General features: G+C 37.3%; 20 protein-coding genes and 1 riboswitch. All 20 genes read right to left on the reverse strand.

Features of this window, described 5'->3' with window-relative positions:
* Window positions 1–13 precede the first annotated feature (13 nt).
* Entirely contained in the window at window positions 14–664 is a 651-nt protein-coding gene (locus JOD14_RS00490; protein WP_204652720.1) for a hypothetical protein, read from the reverse strand.
* A gap of 141 nt (window positions 665–805) precedes the next feature.
* Window positions 806–1,531, reverse strand: coding sequence for a YebC/PmpR family DNA-binding transcriptional regulator (locus JOD14_RS00495; protein ID WP_204652721.1), 726 nt, complete (start codon window positions 1,529–1,531; stop codon window positions 806–808).
* 106 nt (window positions 1,532–1,637) lie between these two features.
* The gene (locus JOD14_RS00500) at window positions 1,638–2,792 is read right to left on the reverse strand and encodes a nucleotidyltransferase (protein ID WP_204652722.1); all 1,155 of its coding nucleotides are present in this window, start codon (window positions 2,790–2,792) and stop codon (window positions 1,638–1,640) included.
* A 60-nt stretch (window positions 2,793–2,852) separates the two neighbouring features.
* Complete coding sequence (locus tag JOD14_RS00505; RefSeq protein ID WP_204652723.1) at window positions 2,853–3,581, reverse strand: class I SAM-dependent DNA methyltransferase; 729 nt, start codon at window positions 3,579–3,581, stop codon at window positions 2,853–2,855.
* A gap of 2 nt (window positions 3,582–3,583) precedes the next feature.
* A complete protein-coding gene (gene rsfS / locus JOD14_RS00510) occupies window positions 3,584–3,925 on the reverse strand; it encodes a ribosome silencing factor (RefSeq protein WP_204652775.1) in 342 nt (113 codons plus the stop codon).
* Window positions 3,926–3,932: 7 nt separating this feature from the next.
* A complete protein-coding gene (gene yqeK, locus JOD14_RS00515; protein WP_379962532.1) occupies window positions 3,933–4,544 on the reverse strand; it encodes a bis(5'-nucleosyl)-tetraphosphatase (symmetrical) YqeK in 612 nt (203 codons plus the stop codon).
* On the reverse strand, window positions 4,531–5,172 hold the full coding sequence (locus JOD14_RS00520) for a nicotinate-nucleotide adenylyltransferase (protein WP_204652724.1): 642 nt from the start codon (window positions 5,170–5,172) through the stop codon (window positions 4,531–4,533). Before JOD14_RS00520 ends, yqeK begins: the two co-directional genes overlap by 14 nt.
* A gap of 16 nt (window positions 5,173–5,188) precedes the next feature.
* Window positions 5,189–5,500: a ribosome assembly RNA-binding protein YhbY gene (gene yhbY, locus JOD14_RS00525; protein ID WP_204652725.1), complete on the reverse strand. Its 312-nt coding sequence runs from the start codon at window positions 5,498–5,500 to the stop codon at window positions 5,189–5,191.
* Window positions 5,501–5,512: 12 nt separating this feature from the next.
* Window positions 5,513–6,622: a ribosome biogenesis GTPase YqeH gene (yqeH, locus tag JOD14_RS00530; RefSeq protein WP_204652726.1), complete on the reverse strand. Its 1,110-nt coding sequence runs from the start codon at window positions 6,620–6,622 to the stop codon at window positions 5,513–5,515.
* Window positions 6,619–7,146, reverse strand: coding sequence for a YqeG family HAD IIIA-type phosphatase (locus tag JOD14_RS00535; RefSeq protein WP_204652727.1), 528 nt, complete (start codon window positions 7,144–7,146; stop codon window positions 6,619–6,621). The genes yqeH and JOD14_RS00535 overlap by 4 nt, the downstream gene beginning before the upstream one ends.
* A 102-nt stretch (window positions 7,147–7,248) precedes the next feature.
* Window positions 7,249–8,031: an inositol monophosphatase family protein gene (locus JOD14_RS00540; protein ID WP_204652728.1), complete on the reverse strand. Its 783-nt coding sequence runs from the start codon at window positions 8,029–8,031 to the stop codon at window positions 7,249–7,251.
* Window positions 8,032–8,036: 5 nt separating this feature from the next.
* Window positions 8,037–8,312 carry a UPF0223 family protein gene (locus JOD14_RS00545; protein WP_204652729.1) on the reverse strand — a complete coding sequence of 92 codons (276 nt, stop codon included), beginning with the start codon at window positions 8,310–8,312 and terminating at the stop codon, window positions 8,037–8,039.
* A gap of 116 nt (window positions 8,313–8,428) precedes the next feature.
* The gene (gene lpdA / locus JOD14_RS00550) at window positions 8,429–9,835 is read right to left on the reverse strand and encodes a dihydrolipoyl dehydrogenase (protein WP_204652730.1); all 1,407 of its coding nucleotides are present in this window, start codon (window positions 9,833–9,835) and stop codon (window positions 8,429–8,431) included.
* Window positions 9,836–9,842: 7 nt separating this feature from the next.
* The gene (locus JOD14_RS00555) at window positions 9,843–11,450 is read right to left on the reverse strand and encodes a dihydrolipoyllysine-residue acetyltransferase (protein WP_204652731.1); all 1,608 of its coding nucleotides are present in this window, start codon (window positions 11,448–11,450) and stop codon (window positions 9,843–9,845) included.
* 30 nt (window positions 11,451–11,480) lie between these two features.
* Window positions 11,481–12,458, reverse strand: coding sequence for an alpha-ketoacid dehydrogenase subunit beta (locus tag JOD14_RS00560; RefSeq protein WP_204652732.1), 978 nt, complete (start codon window positions 12,456–12,458; stop codon window positions 11,481–11,483).
* 3 nt (window positions 12,459–12,461) lie between these two features.
* Complete coding sequence (pdhA, locus tag JOD14_RS00565) at window positions 12,462–13,568, reverse strand: pyruvate dehydrogenase (acetyl-transferring) E1 component subunit alpha (protein ID WP_204652733.1); 1,107 nt, start codon at window positions 13,566–13,568, stop codon at window positions 12,462–12,464.
* 457 nt (window positions 13,569–14,025) lie between these two features.
* Window positions 14,026–16,620: a magnesium-translocating P-type ATPase gene (gene mgtA, locus JOD14_RS00570; RefSeq protein WP_204652734.1), complete on the reverse strand. Its 2,595-nt coding sequence runs from the start codon at window positions 16,618–16,620 to the stop codon at window positions 14,026–14,028.
* A 164-nt stretch (window positions 16,621–16,784) separates the two neighbouring features.
* Window positions 16,785–16,960: riboswitch (M-box (ykoK) riboswitch) on the reverse strand.
* Between the two features lie 187 nt (window positions 16,961–17,147).
* On the reverse strand, window positions 17,148–18,125 hold the full coding sequence (gene guaC / locus JOD14_RS00575; protein WP_204652777.1) for a GMP reductase: 978 nt from the start codon (window positions 18,123–18,125) through the stop codon (window positions 17,148–17,150).
* Between the two features lie 159 nt (window positions 18,126–18,284).
* The gene (locus tag JOD14_RS00580; RefSeq protein ID WP_204652735.1) at window positions 18,285–19,199 is read right to left on the reverse strand and encodes an aldo/keto reductase; all 915 of its coding nucleotides are present in this window, start codon (window positions 19,197–19,199) and stop codon (window positions 18,285–18,287) included.
* A 122-nt stretch (window positions 19,200–19,321) separates the two neighbouring features.
* Complete coding sequence (gene purD / locus JOD14_RS00585) at window positions 19,322–20,575, reverse strand: phosphoribosylamine--glycine ligase (protein ID WP_204652736.1); 1,254 nt, start codon at window positions 20,573–20,575, stop codon at window positions 19,322–19,324.
* Window positions 20,576–20,606: the final 31 nt, after the last annotated feature.

A 20,606-nucleotide genomic window follows, 5' to 3' on the forward strand; every position in this document is an offset into this window, starting at 1 on the left:
GCATGCTCCTTTTTTAAGCCAACGATGCTAAAGTCGTTGGGTATTTTAATTGAATTATCTTTAAAATAACGGCTAATTCTGACATATTTTGCTGATTTTCCTCATCAAAAATACGACTATGACGTCCAATCCCGCCATTATCAATTAAGCGATTGACTCGATTCCAATCCACAAATTCTTCTAATCGTGTAAATTTACTCAACGGAAAGCCCGCACCATCTAAAATTTCAGCCAAACGAAACGTTAAAAAGGCGGTATCGATTATTTTTTCACGAGTGCTTGTTAAACGATTGGTACTTTGCGTATCTTTTACAAGAATCGCTGCTGGACGATTGGCTAAAAACCAATCCAATAAGTAGAAGAAGCCTTCTAAACGTAAGCTTTCTTCAAACAAACGAAACGTGTCTTCTGATTGGCGAAAAACTAAAGGAATTAAATATTTATCGCGATAGATTAGCATCGGTGCTTGTGTTACCGAGCAATTCAAATAACGATTTAAATAGGTAACTCCGCGAAAATCACCTAAACGATACCCTTGTACTCCTAAGTGTTGATATCGTTGGCACAACTTCGAGCAATCATTAATTGAAACTGAAATTTCCGTAATTTTATCGTAACCACTTAATATACGATCAAATGGAATTAATATGGTCCCTTCGCTCATCTTATTCCTCCTTACCGTTTTTATTGATGCTTTATTATAACATATCTCATTGCATTATCCCTTAATAAAAAAACGCTTTCTTTTAATTGTTACAATTAAAAAAGAGGCGGCTTTTGCCCAACCTCTTTCAACTTTTTTGATTTACGCTTCATCTTCCAAAGAAACGTTATGAAAAACCATCTGCACATCTTCTAAGTCTTCTAACGCGTCAATCATTTTCTCAAACTTAACTAAGTCGTCTCCTGTTAGCGTAACTTCATTTTGCGGAATCATTTGCATTTCTGCTACTGAAAAATCTTCAATTCCTTTTTCTTTTAACGCTTCTTGAATCGCATGAAAATCTTCAGGCTCTCCGTGAACAATGATTTGACCTTCTTCTTCTTCAACATCACGCACGTCAATTTCTTTTTCCATTAAATATTCTAAAATTTCATCTGCATCTTCACCGGCAAACCCGAATAAAGCAGTATTATCAAACAAATAAGCAACAGAACCAGAAACACCCATGTTCCCCCCGTTTTTACCATATGCAGCCCGTACATCAGCGGCTGTTCGGTTAACGTTATTTGTTAAGGTGTCAACAATTACCATTGAACCGTTCGGACCAAATCCTTCGTAACGTAACTCAGAGAATTGTTCGTCACTTGAGCCCTTTGCTTTTTCAATTGCACGGTCAATAATGTGTTTTGGCACGTTATAGGTTTTTGCACGATCAATAACAAATTTCAACTTTTGATTACTATGGGGATCAGGGTCACCTGATTTTGCTGCCGCATAAATTTCAATTCCAAATTTTGCGTATACTTTACTATTGTTTGCATCTTTTGCCGTTTTTTTAGCGACAATATTTGCCCATTTTCGTCCCATGATTCATTCTCCTTTTTTTCTTGTCTAAGTAAACCAATTTGGTCAAACTTCCTTTGTTATTATACTCGTCTAAAGCCAATCTGTGAAGTATTTTTCAGCAAAAATATTACTGGATTGGAAATCGTCCGAAAATTTGTTCAGGGATGTTCGAATGCCCCATTTGGTAAATTTGGTTACTTCGAATCATCAAAGGGTAGTTTTCAACGATTTTTGCATCAACTTTTGAAATAATCGGCAAGGAAGACTCCTTTTTAATTGTTTTTAAATATTTTTTTCCCGCTGGTGTAAAACCAAGTAATTGAATCGACTTTTGTTGCCAAGCTTGTGTCATTTCGGTTGTTTTAATATTTAAAAGTACGTAACACAATAGGCGTTGAATACGCGTTTTTGTGTATCGTTTTGTTTGAAGCAAAGACAAATAATGACTCCAGCTCGTCGCTTCAAGAATATATTTTTTCAATCGATATTCGAGTCCTTCTGTCATTTGATACATTTCTTTTAATTCACTTATTGAACTACTTATAATTTTATATCGTAAAATGGTCCAATAATCTGACCAGTCAACCGTATAGTCCTTTATTGCTTTTTGTGTTGCAGCTGGAACTACCTGACTCACATCCAAACCTTGACGAAGACCTTGGCGAATGGCTGTCGCACTAGCAATATCACCTACCATTTCCAATGAATGGTATTGACTATTTTTTCGTGGCAAAGCAATAAGTTCCATTGGTTTAGTTAAATGAGCATTTTGGTACGCATAACTCATCCCTAAAATATGATTTGGTGAAAATTTTCCTGTCCCTAATTGAGGGAAAAAAACTGGTAGAATTTGCGCCATTTTTTGCGAATAAGATAAATTTTTTGAATCAGTTTGTTTAAACATGGCATCAATTTTTTCTTTTTGCGCATGATATTGTTCACCAAATTCGTTGTAATTAAATGAACTCGTGGCATCTGTTCCAAAACACACCGACTGACAACCGAGGGCACTTAATATTTGAATACCGCCATATGCAAAATAATCGGCTGCTTGCACGGCCCATTCTACTGGTAATTCAACAACTAAATCGACCCCATTTGCTAAAGCAGCTTGCACTCGTTGCCACTTGTCGATCATCGCCGGTTCCCCTCTTTGTAGAAAATTACCACTCATGATTGCTACGATAATTTCTGCTTGTGAAAGTTCACGCGCTTTTTGTACATGGTATAAATGCCCATTATGAAACGGATTATATTCAACGATTAAGCCGCAAGCTTTCATTTTTTTCACCTTCTAACAAAAAAGAGATAAAAGAGGACTTCACTTTTATCTCCTTGAATCTTATTTTTGACAAACAAAGAACCAGCGACGACTTTTTTCGTTTGGTTCGCTATCAATAAAATCAGCATAGGTTGCGATCTTTTGAAACCCTGCATTTTCTAGCATCATTTGATAGGTAGCTAGGGGATACGTTTTTTCTTGATGCAATTCATCTTCTCGAATAAAAAGACCTTCTTCATTTTCGACAAAAAAAGTGAGAAAATGTTCGATGCTGTATTTTTCTTTGCCTTGATAACTATCCCATAAAAAAGCAAAATCATCTGTTTGATAATGATAACTATAATTAGGGAAAACTTCCGTCATCTGATAAGTTGAGTGCACATCAAATACGAAAATCCCATTTTCTTCTAGTAATTTATAAACGCCATCAAAAACCTCTTGCACTTGGATTTCATCTTCCATATAACAAATTGAGTCTGAAAAACAAGTGACGGCTTCATAAGTCCCTACCTCAGCTAAATCAAGCATATCACCGATAACAAATTGAATCTCTACTTCGCTTTCTTGGGCACGCTCACTTGCAATCATTAACATTTCTTCTGATAAATCAAGTGCGGTTACCTCAAAACCTTCTTTTGCAAACGCCACCGCTAAAGCTCCAGTCCCACAAGCAAGTTCTAATACTTGTTTTTTATCTTGCAGGTGTCTGATTGAAAAATCAAGCCAACGTTGATAAAGACTTGTATCCATGACTTCATCGTATACAAAAGCAAATGTTTCATACGCCATAATTAATCAACAATCCATTCGGTTAATGATACGAATGGTGCATCTGACCATAACTTCTCTAAGTTGTAAAAAGCACGTTCATTTGTATTAAATACATGAACAATCACTTCACCTAGATCAATCAAGATCCATTTACCACCATCTTTTCCTTCAATTCGTTTCACTTCAACTTGCGCTTTTTCTTCTTGCTCTATAATTTCATCGACAATGGCTGAAATTTGGCGATCCGTATTGGCGGAACAAATCATGAAATAATCGGCTAGTAATGAAATTTCTTTCACTTCTAACGCTATAATATCTTCAGCACGCTTACTATCAGCTGCTTTTACTGCTATTTCTAAAATCTTTTGACTATCTATGAGAATCTCCTCCTTGAAATTTGGCGACCCAACGATTATAGGTCTCGATTGTTTTTGGGTAAATTACTTGTTCTTTTTCAATTAAATGTTTCAAAGTTTGTTTGGTTGCAAATGCTACCGCTTGGTCTAAATCAATTTCTGCAAGTTGTCGTGCCTCGTTCACACCAGGAAAATCGCGTCCTGGCTCAATGTAATCCGCCACATAAATGATTTTATCAAGCAAGGACATTTTAGCTGCTCCAGTTGTATGGTAGGCAACTGCTTGTAAAATTTCTTTATCCGAAATCCCTAACTCTTTTTCAATGAAATACGTGCCAACTACTCCATGCCAAATTGCATTGTTCCAATTTAGTAATTCCAAATCAAAATTCTGAGTTCGTATGATTTGCCGAAACTCTTCGTCGCTACGTTCTTTCGCATAGTCATGCACAAGTGCGGCTATGCGTGCTTTTAAAAGGTCTCCTTGAAACCGTTTAGCCAAAGCAACTGCTGTTTCTTCGACTCCTAGAACATGGTTAAACCTTTTTTCACTCATATTTTTTTTGATTTTTTGAAGTAACGTAGCTCGTTCGGAAAATATTTGTCCTTCTTTACTTTGTTCCAAGATACAACCCTTCTTCCTTGATATAGTTTATCACTTGATCAGGTAGGAAGTAATTCACTGAACAGCCCTCTTGAACTTTGTTACGAATCATGGTTGAACTCAAATCAAGCCAAGGAATGTCGACCCAAATGACTGGATAATTCGTTTCAACAGGGTATCCCGGCCTTTTTACACCAACAAATTGAACTAGAGTAAACAATTCCTCTAAACGATACCAAGTTGGCAGATAATCAACCATATCACCACCAATAATAAAATAATAATCGGTATCAGGGTTTTGGTCAACTAAAGCAACCATTGTATCGTAAGTATAACTTTTTCCTTGTCTTTGTAACTCAATGGTTTCAACATGAAGCAAAGGATTATCTTGAATCGCTAATTCAATCATTTTTAAACGATGAGTCGCATCAATGGTTTCTTTTTCATCCACATGTGGAGATGAAAAAGAAGGCATTAAACGAACTTCATCTAAACCAAGCGCTTGACCAACTTGATCAGCAACAATTAAGTGGGCAACATGAATTGGGTTAAAGTTCCCACCTAAAATTCCAACTTGTTTTCTTTTAAACGATTTTATTGGCATTTTTTGCTCTTTTGTCTCAATAAATTGATCCTTCTGTGTTTTCATGAACCACACCTACAATTTAAATTCCACGAACTTGAGTGGAAATATTTTGAAACTTCTCTTTTGACGACGGCTTATATACGACTAGAATTTTCCCAATAATTTGAACAACTTGACAAGCTAATTGCTTTTCTAAAACAGTTGCAACCTCTTCTGGCACTTCGTCGGTATTTTGTAATAAAGTCACTTTAATCAATTCACGTTTTTCTAACGCTTCGCCAATTTGGTGAATCATCGCATCATTTAATCCGCCTTTACCAATTTGAAAGATTGGTTTCAAATGATGTGCTTCACTTCTTAAAAAACGCTTTTGTTTTCCTCTTAGTTCCATTTTTTATACCCCTTAAATTAATGCTTTTCTTTTTAATACGGCAACCCCTTTTGGAGCCCACCCTGCGACAACGCATGGATTTGTAATTGTAATCCAGCCTAAGCCAGAAAACACGATATCGGTTTTTTCCTTAATTGAAAACTCATAGCGGACCAATTCCGGAAACGCTTTGACCTCTTCTGGACGAGGCGGCTGCAATAATCCGCCCACATGCTTATCGTAAAAATCCGTCGCTTTTGCTAACTTTGTCCGATGGATTTCTAAATCATTTGATAAGTAGGCAACGAACGGGCTTCTTTCACCTTGGATAAAATCAAACCTGGCCAAGCCACCTAAAAACAGTGTCTGTTCAGCATTTAATTGGTATGTTTTTGGTTTAATCTCTTTATGTGGCGCAACAATTTTTAAGTCTTTGTCACCTAAGTAATGCGCCATTTGATGTCGGTGGATAATTCCTGGCGTATCAATTAAAAAATGCCCATCATCTAATGGAATTTCAATTTTATCTAGCGTTGTCCCTGGAAAGCGTGAAGTCGTAATCAATTCTTGAACACCCGCTGTTTGTTTAATAATTTGATTAATTAAAGTAGACTTTCCTACGTTTGTTACACCCACGACATAAACATCTTTGCCTTGTCGATGTTTTTCAATTGCATCCAGTAAACTAGCTAATTCATTCGTTTTTTTAGCACTTGTTAATAAGACATCGACTGGGCGCAAACCCGCTTCATGTGCACGCTCTTTCATCCATTGTGTCAATTTTGAAGCTTTTAACGACTTAGGTAAAATATCGACTTTGTTGCCAACTAATAAAACAGGATTATTGCCCACAAAACGATGTAAGCCTGGAATCAGTGAACCATTGAAGTCAAAAATATCAACGACGTTCACAATTAGAGCTTCTTTTTCACCAATTTCATTTAATAAACGTAAAAAATCATCATCCGTTAACGAAACATCTTGAATTTCATTGTAGTGACGCAAGCGAAAACATCTTTGACAATAGACTTCTCCTGACTCAAGGCCTTTTTCTAGCGCTGATTTTGGTGTAAAACCAAGTTTATTTTTATCTTCTGTTTGAATCGTTACGCCACAGCCGATACATTGAATTTTCTCCGTCATTTTAATTCTCCTTGCCATTTCATTTCAGGATTATTTGCGAGTAAATGTTTCATAATTTTTCTTTCCATAAAACGGTTAAATTTCGTATTCCAAGCATCGGTTGTCACAATTGGTTTTACTAAAACACTTTTAACACCTGCACTGTTTGCTGCTTTAATATCCGTCATAATTTGATCACCAATCATCATTACTTCTGTTGGCTTTAAGTCTAATTTTTTTAGCGCTTGATGAATCCCTCTTGGAAATGGTTTTAACGCGCGCGAGATAAAATCAAGTTGCAAAGATTGCAAAGCTTTCTTAACTCGGGCATGGCTGTTATTTGAAATTACAATTACAGGAATTTCAGCCTCTTTCATTGTTTGTAACCACTGCTTTAACTCTTTCGTTCCATCAGGATTATTCCAAGCAATCAGCGTATTATCAAGATCGACAAAGACCGCTTTGATTCCTTGTTCTTTGAATTGATCTGGCGTGATTTGATAAATCGCTTCAATCATCCAAGTTGGTTTGTATTTTAAAAACATACTTTCTCCTTTGATTAAAAAATCAAGGAGCACGAATTTGTACTCCTCAACCGATTATTATACAACAATTCTGATACAAAAAAAAGTTATTGATCCAAATATTTAGTAGCCTTCTTTATTTTCTAACGATAGCTTTAAAATTTGTGTATAAGCTGCGGGTCCAGCAGCGACACAAAATTCTCTTTCATCGAGATTTAAAGATTCGCCATCAAATTTCGTTACCGTCATCCCTAGTGTTTCAACCAGAATTTGCCCTGCTGCATAATCCCAAGGTGCAAGATTTGAAATATAGCCGGCACGACGTCCTAAAGCCAGATGAATAAATTCGACTCCCGCACAGCCACACATCCGAATCCCCATCGAAACATCACCAATTGCTTGTAAATTACCAATATTATGAGTATACATTTTAGCATTTACGCCAAGTAAGCCTTCTTCTAAAGAAAGATATTTGGTTTGTTGAACACGCTCTTCATTAACGTAAACACCAATTGAAGGTCCGCCCCAAAGGAACTCATTTTTCATTACATCATAAATAAAACCTAAAACCCCTTTCCCTTCTTCATAGATGGCAACCATAATACAGAAATTTTCGCCTTCTAAAACAAAATTCATCGTTCCATCAATCGGATCAATCACAAAAACACGTCCTGAAAAATCTTCAAGTTTATCTTGCCCATTTTCCTCACCTAAAATCTTAGCTTTTGGATCAAAGGTCATAATCTTACCTACTAGAAAGTCTTGAATTTCTTTGTCTAAGTTCGTCACTAAATCGGTCCGACTCAGTTTTGTATCGACTTGTAATTTTTCGTCTAACAAAGCTTCTTTTAAGCGTTCACCCGCTTCAAGTAGCCAGCTTTTCACTTCACTAATTAAAATTTGCACTTTTCTCAACCTTTCATTTTTAAAATCTTCTTTTCATTTTTCTTGGCATTTTGAAGTGTTTGGTATAAAGAATACCCTGCTGTTTCTTCAAACTCACGACCCAGTCGGCGTTCTTCTCCAATGCTACGAACCACTTTTTTAAATGCTTGATATTTTTCTAAAAATTGTTGATTGTCAATTCCTTTTTCATAAGCTTGTTCCAGTGCTTGCCAAAGCGCCATTACTTGAACCATTTCCTCGGTTGACCACTCTAAGTCAAGGGGGTACTGATAATCTTTCATTTTATTCATACGTCCTTTTTAGTATTTACTACTTTTAGTTTATCATACTTTTATCGTAAAAAAAATAAAAGACGCCTCCTCCCAAAAGGAAAACGTCTTTTATAAGTTCATTTATCTTAAGCGTGAATTGGCAGACCTAAAGCTAGTTCCGCTGCGTCCATCACGATTTCACCTAATGATGGGTGTGGATGGATCGTTAAGGCGATATCTTCTGCGTTCATACCAGATTCAATGGCTAGCGCTAATTCAGAAATAATATCTGAAGCACCAACACCTGCAACTTGCGCCCCAACGATGACATGATCTTCAATTGTTGTAACTAGGCGAACAAATCCTTCTGTCTTACCTAATGACAACGCACGGCCATTACCAGCAAATGGGAATTTAATTGCTTTCGCTTCAATTCCTTGGTCTTTTGCTTCAGCAATTGTAAGGCCTACAGAGGCAAGCTCAGGGTCTGTAAAGGCAACAGCAGGCATTGCTTTGTAGTCTACCTCAACTTTTTTACCAGAAATTGCTTCTGCCGCAACTTTTGCTTCATAACTTGCTTTATGAGCAAGAGCAGCACCTGGAACAATATCCCCAATCGCATAAATATTTGAAACATTTGTACGACCTTGTTTGTCTACTGGAATCAAGCCGCGTTCACCAATTGTAACACCTGCTTGTTCTAGACCCATATCATCCGTATTCGGACGGCGACCAACTGTAACCATTACGTAATCAGCCGTGATACTTTCTTGTTTACCATCAACTTCATAGTTAACCGTTACGCTATCACCATTGTCAATTGCTTCTTTAGCCATCGCTTTTGTCACGATTGTTACTGCTTTTTTAGCAAAGTCTTCTTCAACGATTTTCACCATGTCTTTTTCATAAGTTGGTAAAATTTGTGGAGAACCTTCTAAAATCGTCACTTCTGCTCCTAGGTTTGCATACGCACCACCTAGTTCTGCACCAATTACACCGCCACCAATAATGACTAATTTTTTAGGCACTTCTTTTAAGTTTAAACCGCCTGTTGAATCAAGTACGCGTCCAGCAAATTTAAATCCAGGAATTTCAATTGGACGAGAACCAGTCGCAATAATAGCGTTATTGAACTCATAAGTTTGAGCAGAATCTTCTTTAATTACACGTAAAGTACGATCATCTACAAAGAATGCTTCCCCTTCAATGACTTCAACTTTATTTTTTTTCAATAAGAAGCTAATACCTGATGTTAATTTATTAACAACGCCATTATCTTTCCAATCTTGTGTTTGTGCAAAATCAAGTGTCACGTTATCAGCTGTCACACCAAACATTTGTGAGTGTAACGCTTCTTGATAATGGTGACCAGCTGCAATTAGAGCTTTCGATGGAATACAACCAACGTTTAAACAAACGCCACCGATGTATTCACGTTCAATAATTGCTACTTTTTGTCCCATTTGAGCAGCACGGATGGCAGCTACATAGCCACCAGGTCCTGCTCCGATTACAACTGTATCTAATTCTAAGGCGAAATCTCCAACTACCATTTGTTTATCATCCTTCCATCAATAGTAACTCTGGATCTGCTAACAGACGTTTAATGTTGTTCATTGCTTTTTGAGCAGTCGCTCCATCAACAATGCGGTGGTCAAAGCTTAATGATAATTTCATTACGCGACCAACAACGATTTCGCCCTCTGCATTGACTACTGGTTGTTGTGCAATTGTACCGACACCTAAAATCGCTACTTCTGGGTAGTTGATTACTGGTGTGAACCATGCGCCACCAACAGAACCAATATTCGTAATTGTAACAGTACCGTTACGCATATCTTCTGCTACTAATTTACCTTCATGTGCTAAAGCAGCTTTTCCGTTAATTTCATCCGCAATTGCAAATAATCCTTTACGGTCAGCGTCTTTCACGTTTGGTACGTATAAGCCGTGATCAGTATCTGTTGCAATACCAATGTTATAGTAATTTTTATAAACAATTTCTTGCGTTGCATCATCAATTGACGCATTCATCACTGGGAATTTTTTCATTGTTGCCGTTAAAGCTTTTACAACATATGGTAAGAAAGTAAGTTTTGTGCCGTTTGCTGCAGCAATGTCTTTAAATTTCTTACGTTGATCCCAAAGGTTTGAAACTTCCACTTCATCATGTAACGTAACATGTGGTGCGGTGTGTTTGCTGTTAACCATCGCTTTAGCAATTGCTTTACGTGTTGGTGTCATTTTTTCGCGTGTTTCTAATTCCGCAACATTTGACACGAATGGTTTTGGTGCTGCTTTTGGTGCCGCTGTTTCTTGAACTGGTGCTGCCGCCACTTCAGCTGCTGCTTCTGGAGCAGACGCTGTTGGAGCTGCAACAGGTGCGCCACCTGCTAAGAATGTTTCGATATCCGCTTTTGTTACACGGCCACCTTTACCAGTTGGCGTTACCAAAGTAATGTCAACTTCTTTTTCACGCGCAAATTGACGAACTGAAGGCATCGCTAAAACGCGCTTGCTTGGGACACCCGTTGGAGCGGCTGGTGCTGCGGCTGTTACTGGTGTTGATGCTGCTGACGCTTGTGCTACAGGTGCAGCTGGTGCGCTAGCCGGTGCGGAATTATGGCCTGGTGCATCAATTTCAACTAAAACATCACCAACGTTCGCTACAACGCCTTCTGCAACTAAAATACTTTTCACTGTTCCAGTAACTGGAGATGGAATTTCTTCTACTGATTTGTCATTTTGCACTTCTAATAATGTGTCATCTTCATTAATTGTATCGCCTGCTTTAACAAACCATTTAACGATTTCGCCTTCTGCAATTCCTTCACCAATATCTGGTAATTTAAATTGGAAGACCCCTTCGCCACTTGCCTCTACTACTGGTGCAGCAGGTGCAGCAGCTGCTGGAGCGTCATCTTCATGGCCTGGTGCGTCAATTTCAACTAGAACATCACCAACGTTCGCTACAACGCCTTCACTTACTAAAATATTTTTAACTACCCCAGTAACTGGAGATGGAATTTCTTCTACTGATTTGTCATTTTGTACTTCTAATAATGTATCATCTTCATTGATTGTATCGCCTACTTTGACGAACCATTTAACGATTTCGCCTTCTGCAATCCCTTCACCAATATCTGGTAATTTAAATTGAAATGCCATGTTTAATATCTCCCTTTCTCGCTTCTTTGATTAGAAGTTTGCGATTTCTCTTACTTTTTCTTCGATGTCTTTTGCATTCGGTAACCATGCACCTTCTGCTTGACCAAATGGGAAAACAGTATCTGGAGCAGAAACACGACCAATTGGTGCTTCTAATGAAAGAATTGAGCGTTCAGCAATTTCAGCTGCAACTTGTGCGCCAACGCCAGCTTGTTTTTGAGCTTCTTGTACAACAACAACACGGCCTGTTTTCTCAACAGAAGCAATAATTGTTGCAATGTCTAATGGAGCAACTGTACGTAAGTCAATAATCTCAACATCAATATTTTCTTTTGCTAATACATCGGCTGCTTTGATTGCTTCACGAACCATTGCACCATAAGTAATAATTGAAACATCTTTTCCTTCACGTGTAATTCCAGCTTTGTCTAATGGAACAACGTAAGATTCTTCTGGCACTTCCTCACGGAAAGAACGGTATAATTTCATATGTTCTAAGAAAACAACTGGGTCATTACTTCTAATTGAAGCAATTAACAATCCTTTTGCATCATATGGATTTGATGGGATAACAACACGGATACCTGGTGATTGAGCAATTAAGCCTTCCAAGTTATCTGAGTGTAATTCTGGTGTATGAACCCCACCACCAAATGGTGAACGAATCGTAATTGGTAATTGACGAGTGCCACCCATGCGGTAACGAGTACGCGCCATTTGTGCAACTACTTCATCCATTGCTTCAAAAACGAAACCAAAGAATTGTAGTTCAGGAACTGGACGGTAACCTTCTAATGCTAAACCAAACGCTAAACCAGCGATCCCTGATTCTGCTAATGGTGTATCAAATACGCGGTCTTCACCAAATTTTTCTTGTAAGCCTTCAGTAGCACGGAAAACCCCACCGTTTTTACCTACGTCTTCACCGAACATAATTACATTTTTATCATCAGCTAATTCACAAGCAAGTGCATCGGTAATTGCTTGAATCATCGTTTTTTGTGCCATGTTTTATTTCGACTCCTTCGCTTCAAAAATTTCAATTTGCTCTTTAATGCTTTGTGGTTGTACTTCAAACATTGATTTTAAGAAATCAGAAACTTTTTGTTTTGGTTGCTTGTCTGCTTCAGCAATCGCTACTTTAATTTCTTCACGTGTTGCTTCAATAACTGCTTCTTCTTTTGCTTCATTCCATAATCCTTTTGCTTCTAAATATTTACGGAAGCGAATTAATGGATCTTTTGCTACCCATTCATCGTCCATATCTTTTGAACGGTAACGAGTTGGGTCATCCCCTGATAATGTATGTGGACCATAACGGTAAGTCATTGTTTCAATTAAAACAGGACCATTTCCTGCAATTGACCAATCACGTGCCATTTTAGTTACTGTATAGATTGCTAGTGGATCCATTCCATCTACTTGAATTCCTGGAATACCTGCAGCAACTGCTTTTTGTGCTAAAGTAACAGCAGCAGATTGTTTTTCACGAGGAGTTGAAATCGCAAAACCATTATTTTGAATAAAGAACACTGCATTTGCTTTATATGCTCCAGCAAAGTTAATTCCTTCGTAGAAATCCCCTTGTGAAGAACCACCGTCACCTGTATAAGTGAAGACAACGTTTGGTTTATTGCGCATTTTAAGTCCTAAAGCAACGCCCGCTGCTTGAACGTATTGTGCTCCAATAATAATTTGTGGTGGTAAAGCTTGTAATGTTTCAGGGTAAAGGTTACCTGCAACGTGACCACGTGACCACAAGAACGCTTGTGATAATGGTAGGCCATGTTTAATTAATTGTGGTACATCACGATATCCTGGTAATAATACGTCTTCTTTTTCAAAAGCAAAATGACTTGCTAATTGACTTGCTTCTTGCCCAGCAGTTGGTGCAAAGAAACCTAAGCGACCTTGGCGGTTTAAAGCAGTTGAACGTTGGTCAAGTACACGTGACCATACCATACGAGTCATCAACTCTACTAATTCTTCGTCTGTTAAATCTGGAACTAATGCTTCGTTTACAACGTTCCCATCTTTATCTAATGCTTGATACATTGGAAAATCCGAATGTGCCTTGTCAAGTAACGCTTGGAAGTCAATTGTTTTTTTCTTTGCCATCTTGTCACACTTTCCTCTCTTAATTCAATTCTTTCTAGTTGGTAAATTGCAACAGCGACTTATTCTGTATCACTGTTATTGCCAATCACAATATTAAATTATCACTTTTATTCGATAAAGACAAGTAATAAGTTTCAAAGTTATAACTTATTTCATTTAAAAAAAGGTTGATACGTAAAAGGTTCGTTAGTGAAATGCATCACATTTTATAAATCGTTTTCATTTTTAACCTAAAATAATAATACAGAATGGCTAGCCAATCATACACAGAGCGTTAAACTTGCTGTTTTTGTCGACGAACAATCTCATGTGAAAACCCTATCGATGACTAAAGTTTTCGAAAAACTACAACAGATAAAATAAAAAAAGGAACAGATTTTCTTTTTTAAAAAAAGTAATCTGCTCCTTTTATTTAATAAAAGAATGATTTCGTAAAAGCTGTTTTATCTTTTATTGATTATAACCATTCACCAGTTACACGAATATAAATTCGTTTTGCCCCTTCTAAAGCCAATAAGTAAGCTATTACGATTCCAACAAACCAGAACCAATAGCTTGTTGGTAATGAGGTAAATTCAAAAAAGTTCGCTAATGGTGTACTTACGATCGTAAACCCAACCAGAACAACAGCAAGGCTTGCTAACACAACTGGCATTGATGGGCGACTTTGGATAAATGGAATTTTTCTTGTCCGAACCATCGGAACAACTAAAGTTTGAGTCACTAATCCAACCATAAACCACCCTGTCTGGAAAAGAGCTTGTTCTGCAATTGTATTCGCAGAAAATACATTCCACATCACAATAAAGGTTATAATATCAAAAATACTACTCACTGGACCGATAAAAATGGTAAATTTAAGTAATCCTCTAATCCGCCACTTAACGGGTGTTGCTAATTCTTCCTCATCAACGTTATCCCACGGTATCGTTAGTTGAGCCATGTCATAGACTAAGTTTTGAATTAACAATTGAATCGAAAGCATTGGTAAGAACGGTAAAAAAGCACTCGCCGCCAAAATCGCAAAGACGTTACCGAAGTTTGAACTGATGGTGATTTTAATATATTTCATCATATTACTAAATACTTTTCGACCTTCAACAACCCCATGGTCTAAAACATTTAAGCTTTTTTCCAAAAGAATGATTGAACTGGCATCTTTTGTAATATCAGCTGCTGTATCAACTGAAATCCCTACGTCAGCAGTGCGGAGTGCCGGAGCATCATTAATCCCATCACCCATAAAACCGACTGTATGGCCTTTTGACTGTAAAGATTCGATAATACGTGATTTTTGCATCGGATTTAATTTTGCAAACAAGTGAATTTGTTCAACTTGATTTTTTAACTCTTCGTCTGTTAACGCATCAATTTGTGTACCTAACAAGTATTCGTTGACTTCGATTCCAACATCATTACATACTTTTTTTGCTACAATTTCATTATCGCCAGTCAATACTTTGACTGTTACCCCATGTTGATGCAAGGAATGAATCGCTGTTTTAGCAGAGGCTTTCGCTGGATCTAAGAAGCCCATAAAGCCAATAATTGTCATTTCATTTTCGTCTGCAACTGAATAGACTGCATCACTGTGCGCATCTTTTTTTACCGCTACCGTCAAAACGCGCATCCCTTGTTCGTTTAATACTCTATTCACTTTGCGCATTTGCTCGCGTAGTAAATCAGTAATTGGTTGAACGACGCCATCAATTTCTACATAAGAACACACCGCTTCCATTTCCTCAACGGCTCCTTTAGTAATCATCAATTGATGCTCGTCTGCTTTTACAACGACTGTCAATCTTCTTCTTGAGAAATCAAAAGGGATTTCATCAATTTTTTGGATTTCTTTAAAAGGCAAGGCTCTTTCATTTTCTTCATAATAATTAATTACGGCAATATCCATTAAGTTTTTCCAACCCGTCTGATAAGAAGAGTTTAGGAACGTGTAATCTAGTACATCTTGATTATTTTCTCCTAAAGGATTTAAGTGTTGCACTAAAACAACGCGATCTTCAGTAATCGTACCTGTTTTGTCTGTACAAAGAACATCCATACTACCTAAATTTTGAATCGAAGGTAATTCTTTTACAATAACTTTTTGTTTTGATAATGCAATCGCACCTTTAGCTAAGTTACTTGTTACAATCATCGGTAACATTTCAGGAGTCAACCCTACTGCAACGGCAATCGCAAAGAAAAATGCTGCCGTCCAATCGCCTTTGGTTAAGCCGTTTAATAAAAAAACAATTGGAAATAAGACAACAACCATTCGCAAGAGTAACTTACTCACTTTAATCAACCCTTGATCAAAAGAAGTTTTCCCACGACTTTTGGTTGCGTTTTTAGCAATATCTCCAAAAAAGGTATTTTGTCCTGTTTTTAAAATAATTGCTTTACCTTGACCACTCAAAACATCCGTTCCCATAAATACCAAATCTTGCATATCGATTGCTGAAATGTTTTGATCGTTTTTTTCAATCCCCGCTTCAACGAATTTCTCAACAGGCATTGATTCACCCGTTAAAGACGATTGGTTAATAAAGAGGTCATTCGTCCAAATCAAAACGGCATCTGCTGGGATCATATCTCCTGTAGCGAGTGTTACGATGTCTCCTGGTACCACTTCATCCATCGGAATTTCTTCAGTAATACCATTTCTAGTAACGGCACACGTATTCTCAATTAATTCTTTTAACGCCTCGCTCGCTTGCTGTGAGCGGTACTCTTGAATAAAAGTGATAATAACACTCGCTAAAATCATCAAACTCATAACGATTGCTGCTTCATAGTCTTTCGTTAAAGCTGAAACAAGCATTAAACCAAGCAACACTAAAACAAAGGGGTCTTTAAATGCTGATAGAAAAATTAACCATGGTGGGGTTGGTTTTTCTGCATCTACTTTATTGGGACCAAATTCTTCTAAACGTTCTAAGGCATCTTCTTTTGAAAGTCCTTGTGCCGACGTTCTTAGTTCCATATACAACTCACGCTCAGAAAGAAGCGCTAATTTTTTTAACTCTTGTTCTTTAAAATCTGTCTTTTTCATCATGTTCATTCCTCCTCGAATTTATGCTAGGAATGAAAGTTGACATCCTCCTAGCATTTGGGTCATTTTTTTATTTATCTGGGGACTGGGACAATCCATTTGTTTACCGCCTTTCTGGTTTTGCTCAACAAAAAAACGCACACTCAACAATGAGTATGCGTCAAACAATCCATAGTCATCGTTGAGCTTTAGCACTATAAAGCGTAGACAAACAACTTATTGTTCATCAGCTACATTATGAATAACCTTCGCGATTATTCCTGTTCAACCAACTAAGAGTCTCTCGATTCTTTCGCGGCAGCAGCTTATTTCTTTATAGGAGCCTCACCTAACAATTATTTAATTCATCTATTACTATAGACTTCTTTCTAGCCGATGTCAACTTATTGAAAAAAACATAATTTATGCAAACAAGAATAAAGCTAATTTACATAATCTAGATACTGGCAACTTATAGCAGATAAATGAAAAGCAATATTCCTTTAAAAAAAAGCTAGAAAAGGCAATCTATCCTTTTCTAGCTTTTTTAGTTAAATTGTATCACCATTAAAAATTGAATTTTTCACAATTACATAATCTACTTTACGAATCGCTTCTAAGTCGTTCCCACCTGCATAAGAAATGGAAGATTGTAAGTCTTGTTGCATTTCAACCAAGGTATCTTTTAAAGAACCTTTGTGTGTTACCCAAATCTTCTTACCTTCAACATTTTTCTTTTCACCTTTTTGGAATTCAGAAGCTGAACCAAAGTACTCCTTATAAACAACACCATTTTCAACTTTTGTTTCGCCTGGTGATTCTTCGTGACCTGCAAATAGCGAACCGACCATAACCATTGACGCACCAAATCGAACCGATTTCGCGATATCACCATGGTTACGAATACCACCATCCGCAATAATTGGTTTACGAGCTGCTTTGGCACACCATCTTAAAGCAGCTAATTGCCAACCACCTGTTCCAAATCCTGTTTTTAGTTTCGTAATACAAACTTTACCTGGGCCAATACCGACTTTCGTAGCATCCGCACCAGCATTTTCTAATTCGCGAACCGCTTCTGGCGTGCCAACATTTCCAGCAATGACAAATGTTTCAGGAATTACTTTTTTAATGTGTTGAATCATACGAATTACTGAATTTGAATGCCCATGAGCAATGTCTATTGTAATATAATCAGGAATCACGTTTTCTGATGCTAATTGTTCAACGAAACCATATTCATAATCTTTTACACCTACACTGATTGAAGAAATGTAACCTTTTTCTTTCATTCTTTTAATAAAAGGAATGCGACTTTCTTCATCGAAACGGTGCATGATATAGAAATAACCGTTTTCAGCTAAAAATTCTGCAATTGATTCATCAACAATCGTTTGCATATTGGCAGGAACCACTGGCATTTTAAAAGAATGTTTCCCTAAAGTGACAGTCGTATCACACTCCGAACGGCTATTCACAATACACTTATTAGGAACCAACTGAATATCCTCATAATCAAAAACTTGCATATCAAACATCAAAAAACATCCTCTCAGATTTCTTATTAAAGATATTTAAGCGTTTTTCAACGCCCAAACTACTTTAGACGATTTACAAGAAAAAAGCAACTAAAATAAAGATAATTCAAAACATAACCACTCGAATGTTCGTGTTTTATTATTTCACCCTTATGGTAATTGGTTTCCTGCTGCTAAATAAATCGCATACCAATCCTCACGCGACAAAACAATTTCAGAAGCTTTCGCCACTTCTATCATTCGATTTTTATTCATCGTCCCTAAAATAACTTGCATTTGAGCGGGGTGGCGTAAAATCCAAGCAGATGCTAGTCCTGTTGGTGTTGTATTGTATTTTTCTGCAAGTATTTTCAACGTTTTGTTTAACTCTGGAAATTTAAGTGAGTCAATAAAAACACCTTCAAAAAAACCATATTGATAAGGCGACCATGCTTGAATCGTCATCTTATTTAGACGTGAGTATTCTAAAATGCCCCCGTCTCGATCGATTGCAAACCCATCATTCATATTCACGTGCAACCCTTGATCAATCATTTCTGTGTGCTTAATACCAAATTGTAATTGATTAGCAACTAACGGCTGACTAACCGCTGATTTCAACAAATTAATTTGACCTGGATTTTGGTTACTTACACCAAAGTATTTTACTTTTCCTTGTTTTTCTAACAGATAGAAGGCTTCTGCGACTTCTTCTGGTTCAAAAAGAGTATCGGGACGATGCAATAATAAGGCATCTAAATAATCCGTTTGCAAGCGAGCTAAGCTTCCTTCAACAGATTCAATAATATGTTCTTTAGAAAAATCATACATTTTACCTGGTACAATACCACATTTTGATTGAATAAATAAATCATTTCTATTTAAAGTAGATTTCTGTAAAGCGCTACCAAAGATTTCTTCACAAAGTCCTTCACCATAAATATCAGCATGATCAAAAAAAGTAATTCCTTGATCAACACTTGTTTCAATTATTTCTTGCGCATTATCAGCGGAACGAATGCGCATACAACCCAAAACAACAGCCGGTACTTCTTGCGCTGTTGGGCCAAATTTAATTTTTTTCATTTTTTCATCGTCCTTTCTTATTCGATAGATTTATTTTACCACAGTCCGAATAAAACATTCATTTTTTAAACTAAAAAAACTTCGCCAAAGAAGGAGTCTTTCGCGAAGTTTTATTTAAATAACTAACTCAAGGCTTTTGATCCAATATCTTGACGGAAATGAAGAGAAGCGTTTTGAGCAACTTTTAATGCTTCATAAACTTTTTGCTGTGCTTCAACAATCGTTGGTGCACTCGCTTCAACTAGAAAAATCCGGCCACCGTTCCCAACTAGTTGCTGATTTTTTTCTGCTACGCCAGCGTAAAAAACTTGCACCGTTTCATCTGTTATTTCAGGTAGAACCATGTTTTTTTCATAAGCTTCAGGATAACCTTTCGCTGCAACAACCACGCCGACACTCGCTTGGTTATTCCAAACAATTGTTGGTTCTTCATGATGAATTAAAGCCGTAATAATATCGGCTAGACTACTATCTAAGCGTGATAAAACGACCTGTGTTTCTGGATCGCCAAAACGAGCATTAAATTCAATGACTTTTGGTCCTTCCTTAGTTGCAATTAAACCTGCATATAAAATGCCGCGGTAAGGTGTTCCTTGGGCAATCATCCCTTGAATCGTCGGATACAAAACTTTTTCAACCGACTCATCGACCATACTTTGAGGAATTTGTGGAACAGGTGTATAAGCGCCCATTCCGCCTGTATTTGGTCCTAAATCGCCATCAAATACTCGTTTATGATCTTGAGCAATCACCATTGGGTACAAGCGATCACCATCCACAAAGGCTAACAAAGAAAATTCTTCGCCGTCTAAAAACTCTTCAATCACGACACGCGCGCCACTTTCACCAAATTTATTTTCCTCTAGCATTTCGCGTAAAGCTTGGACTGCTTCTTCGACCGTTTGTGCAACCACGACACCTTTTCCAGCCGCTAACCCATCAGCTTTGATCACAATTGGTGCGCCTTTTTCTAATACATAGGCTTTTGCAGCTTCAAAGTCCGAAAATGAAGCATAATCGGCTGTTGGGATTGCCATTTTCACCATTAATTCTTTAGCAAATTCTTTTGATCCTTCAATCATAGCCGCTGCTTTGTTGGGACCAAATATTTTAAGGCCAGCTGCTTCAAAGTCATCAACAATGCCATTTAACAATGGAATTTCTGGGCCAACAAAAGTCCACTCAATCGCGTTTTCTTTTGCAAAACGAATCAAATTTTCATGATCATCTTCGGCAATATCTACTGTTACTACACCATCGCGTTTCATTCCAGGGTTGCCCTTGGCACAAAAAACTTGTTCGACTTTTGGATCTTCTAAAAGTTTTTTAGCTAACGCGTGTTCTCGACCACCGCTACCGATTACCAATAATTTCATATGAATCTCCCTTTTAAAAAAACTTTTACTT

Source organism: Enterococcus lemanii, from assembly GCF_016909125.1.
GTDB lineage: Bacteria > Bacillota > Bacilli > Lactobacillales > Enterococcaceae > Enterococcus_I > Enterococcus_I lemanii.